The 3,827-nt window shown below is 47.9% G+C and carries 5 protein-coding genes and 1 tRNA gene; 3 read left to right on the top strand and 3 right to left on the bottom strand.

The features are described from left to right. On the bottom strand, nt 1-163 hold a 163-nt coding region (gene rplU, locus ACTHUT_RS15310; protein WP_440418784.1), incomplete at its 3' end, for a 50S ribosomal protein L21. Between the two features lie 263 nt (nt 164-426). Between rplU and ispB the strand changes: the two genes are divergently transcribed. From ispB to ACTHUT_RS15295, 3 genes are all read left to right on the top strand, one after another. Then, nucleotides 427-1,401, top strand: a complete 975-nt coding sequence (gene ispB / locus ACTHUT_RS15305; protein ID WP_049351133.1) for an octaprenyl diphosphate synthase — start codon at nt 427-429, stop codon at nt 1,399-1,401. Between the two features lie 4 nt (nt 1,402-1,405). Next, nucleotides 1,406-1,852, top strand: a complete 447-nt coding sequence (locus ACTHUT_RS15300) for a DUF441 domain-containing protein (RefSeq protein ID WP_250591902.1) — start codon at nt 1,406-1,408, stop codon at nt 1,850-1,852. A gap of 18 nt (nt 1,853-1,870) precedes the next feature. Further along, nucleotides 1,871-1,945, top strand: a tRNA-Arg gene (locus ACTHUT_RS15295). Between the two features lie 102 nt (nt 1,946-2,047). On the opposite strand, the gene ACTHUT_RS15290 is transcribed toward ACTHUT_RS15295, so the two are convergent. Next, the gene (locus ACTHUT_RS15290) at nt 2,048-3,205 is read right to left on the bottom strand and encodes an NnrS family protein (protein ID WP_250591894.1); all 1,158 of its coding nucleotides are present in this window, start codon (nt 3,203-3,205) and stop codon (nt 2,048-2,050) included. 86 nt (nt 3,206-3,291) lie between these two features. Then, nucleotides 3,292-3,672 (bottom strand): hemerythrin domain-containing protein, encoded by a 381-nt coding sequence (locus ACTHUT_RS15285; protein WP_137041134.1) that lies wholly within the window; start codon nt 3,670-3,672, stop codon nt 3,292-3,294. Nucleotides 3,673-3,827: the final 155 nt, after the last annotated feature.

The following is a 3,827-nucleotide window of genomic DNA, read 5'->3' as shown; positions in this document are numbered from 1 at the left end:
CGATAAAAGGTGCGCCTACTTTTACAGATTCGCCGTCAGCAATCATCAAAACTTCAGTCAGTTCGATTTGGCTGTCGAGTTCGGCTGGTATCTGTTCTACTTTCAATTTTTCGCCAACGGAAACTTTATATTGTTTACCGCCGGTTTTTACGACCGCGTACATACTCAACTCCATGAGAATTAGGTTAACTTTCCGCACACCATGTGCGAAACGAGCTATTCTATTTCTATTTGCCTGTTTTGTCAAAATTTATTTTATTTACAAGTGAAAAGGCCGTCTGAAAGATATGTTGCATGCTTTTTAACTGATATAATCACGCGCTGGATTGCTGATATCTTTAATGCAACGTTATTACCCCGACCGAATGTACGGGTTTAAACAGATTCATTGGAGCCCCGCTCCTTTTTATCAACAGAGAATGTTTTATGCTCGAAAACCTGCCTTACTTCCAACGCCACCTGCCCGATGACCTTGCCAAAGTTAATGCGGTCATCAACCAAGCTGTTCAATCCGATGTTGCACTGATTTCGCAAATCGGCACATACATCATCAGCGCGGGCGGTAAGCGCCTGCGTCCGATTATTACCATTTTGGCAGGCAAAGCAGTCGGGCATGACGATGAAAAACTGTACTCGCTGGCAGCAATGGTGGAATTCATCCATACCTCTACCCTCCTGCACGACGATGTCGTCGATGAAAGCGATTTGCGCCGCGGCCGTAAAACAGCAAACAACCTCTTCGGCAACGCGGCGGCTGTTTTGGTCGGCGACTTCCTATATACACGCGCTTTCCAACTGATGGTTGGCTCAGGCAGTATGCGTATCTTAGAAGTGATGGCAGATGCGACCAACATCATCGCCGAAGGCGAAGTCATGCAGCTGATGAACATCGGCAATACGGATATTACCGAAGAGCAATACGTCCAAGTTATCCAATACAAAACAGCAAAACTGTTTGAAGCTGCCGCGCAAGTCGGCGCAATTTTGGGCAAGGCTTCCCCCGAACACGAGCAAGCCTTGAAAGACTACGGCATGTACGTCGGTACGGCTTTCCAAATCATTGACGATGTATTGGACTACTCTGGCGAAACCGAAGAAATCGGCAAAAACGTCGGCGACGATTTGGCAGAAGGCAAACCTACCCTGCCATTGATTTACTTGATGAGAAACGGCTCCGAGCAGGCCGCAAACGATGTGCGCCACGCTTTGGAAAATGCCGACCGCAGCTATTTTGAAAAAATCCACGACTTTGTCGTCAACTCCGACGCTTTGCCGTATTCGATTTCCGAGGCGAAAAAAGCTGTCGACAAAGCCATCGCTTCATTGGACGTGTTGCCTGACAGCGAAGTCAAAGATGCCATGATCCAACTGGCAAAAGAATCCTTGGCCCGAGTATCTTAATCCGATGAATTTCAGCTTTGTCCCTTTGTTTCTGGTTACGCTGATTTTTTTAGGCGTTGTCAGCAACAACAACTCAATTACGATTTCGGCGGCCGTCTTATTGCTGATGCAGCAAACCGCTTTGTCGCAATACATTCCCTTTGTAGAAAAACACGGCTTGCAAGTGGGCATCATTATACTGACCATCGGCGTATTGAGTCCGCTGGTTTCAGGCAAAATACAGATTCCGCCGCTGTCTGAATTTCTCAATTTCAAAATGATTGCCGCCGTCCTAATCGGCATCTTCGTCGCTTGGCTTGCCGGACGCGGCGTTCCATTGATGAGCGAACAGCCTGTTTTGGTAACCGGATTATTAATCGGCACCGTCATCGGTGTTGCTTTTCTTGGCGGCATTCCGGTCGGCCCCTTAATTGCCGCCGGCTTATTGTCTTTTTTTGCCGGAAAGGTTTAAAATCCCCTCCTTTAACGCCTCGCCATAGTTCAACGGATAGAACGTATGCCTCCTAAGCGTAAAATACAGGTTCGATTCCTGTTGGCGAGGCCATAGTTTCAATAAAAGCCTTTCATACTTTGAAAGGCTTTTTTGTTATCAATAAATAAAGGCCGTCTGAAACTTTTCAGACGGCCTTTTCATTTTGCCAAACCGTTAACCCGGACGACCATCCGAACGCGGACGGATCAGCCAAGGAATATATTTCCATGCGTACAACAGCAGAGATACGGCAAACAAAGCGGCGGAGCAACGGATACTGTGCGTGTATGCCGTACCGCTCACAAAGGTAGCCAAAACACGGACAACCGTTGCGGCTATCATCAGCCAAAAGGCGACAGGAACCACTTTAGGCGGCGGATAAATAGAGTTGCCGGTATGGCCAAGCGCAGTTCGTGCCATCATGCCCAAAGTCAGCACGCCGATACCGCCAACACCGATAAGGTGTACGCCCAAATTCAGGAAACTTGAAATCCAATAAGAAAGACCGACAGCAATCAAGCCCAAGCCTGTAAACAGATAGCCGGCAAACAAAATCCAAAGCATAGGCTCTTTCAGTACGGCTTTATACCACCAGCGATACACCTGCACGGTAAAAATCACACCTGCAGCAATAGAGAACAAAGCAGCCAATCCCGGCAATATGTTATGAGCCATCATCATGGCAGTCAGCATAGGCAGCCAAAGCGATGCGTGTGCTACCCATTGAGGGCTGGGAATTTGCGGCACGTTCAAACGTTTGGACGTAAAGAACGAGATAATCCGCATACCGATCAAACCGATAAAACCGGCCACCATAATCAAACCGGATTGCAGACCGGTCATCAGCGCGATGGCATCAAACGGCTGCATTTTCATATGGAACGCGAAATGGGTGCCGCCCAAAACAAAAATAGCAAATACGGCAACATAGTTGCGCTTGTTTTGAGAACGGATTACCGGCAAAGCCATGCACACCGCGCCATACCAGAAAAAGATCGTGCCGAATATGCCGCTTGCCGCCGCACCCCAGCCGGGAATAAACACACACAAACGCGCAAGCAGCCAAAATGCGGTCAAACCTGCCAAAGCCTTACCGCGCGTGGGCGGCTGGCTAGTCCAAGTTGCCACGGCCGTCAGCAAGAATGCAATGACAACCAATCCGGCGTAGCCCCAAATCATTTCATGGGCATGCCAATAAAAACCCGGCAACTCAGGCGTGCCCTGATAGCCGAAGCCCCAAAGCAATATAGACAATGCGCCATACAAAGCCGCCAACGAATAAAACGGGCGGAAGGCCATTGCCCATACAGGATGTTTGAACAAATCGTTCATAGTGGTTCCTTCAATTTTTATATCATTATAAAACAGCAACAGAGGCCGTCTGAAACTTTTCAGACGGCCATTGATTCCCTTCCCTATTACACATTCTCAGGCAAAGGCAAAAAAGGTTCAATCGCAGGAAAAAGCTCGCGTTCCTCAAAACGCGCATGATCGCGCAAAGTCACCGCAAAATCCTTATTCCATGATTCATTCATATATTCAGGATGAGCCATCATCGCACGCAGCTTGGCATGATCACCTTCAAAACGCTGCCTCAACGCCGGATCAACCTTATCCCAATACGGCGCAAACATAGTTTCCTCTTCCAAAAAATGTGGCTCAAGCTCCGCAAAATGAGGATCCAGCTCCGCTTGATGGCTTTGCTCCGGCGTACGCAGGAGACGGACGCACAACGACAGCGAGCCATGATGCTCACGGGAAAGTTCTATTAATGCAGGGTGGCGTTTCAAGGGTTTCATAAGTTCGTTATAATGGCAACAGTCTATCAAACTGGATTAATTCAAATGTTTCAGATATTATGAAACCCAACCCCACATAAAGTCAAACGGCCCCTCTCCAAGTACTACGCTTTTGACATATAATAAAAATATCTAAAGAGCCAGCCATGTATCTG

The organism is Neisseria sp. P0022.S010, from assembly GCF_051956635.1.
This window is presented reverse-complemented; position numbering and strand designations above follow the sequence as displayed.

Excerpts from the sequence above, each read along its gene's own strand:
- ispB (WP_049351133.1), top strand. The coding sequence starts at position 427 with ATGCTCGAAAACCTGCCTTACTTCCAACGCCACCTGCCCGATGACCTT.
- ACTHUT_RS15300 (WP_250591902.1), top strand. The coding sequence starts at position 1,406 with ATGAATTTCAGCTTTGTCCCTTTGTTTCTGGTTACGCTGATTTTTTTA.
- ACTHUT_RS15290 (WP_250591894.1), bottom strand. The coding sequence starts at position 3,205 with ATGAACGATTTGTTCAAACATCCTGTATGGGCAATGGCCTTCCGCCCG.
- ACTHUT_RS15285 (WP_137041134.1), bottom strand. The coding sequence starts at position 3,672 with ATGAAACCCTTGAAACGCCACCCTGCATTAATAGAACTTTCCCGTGAG.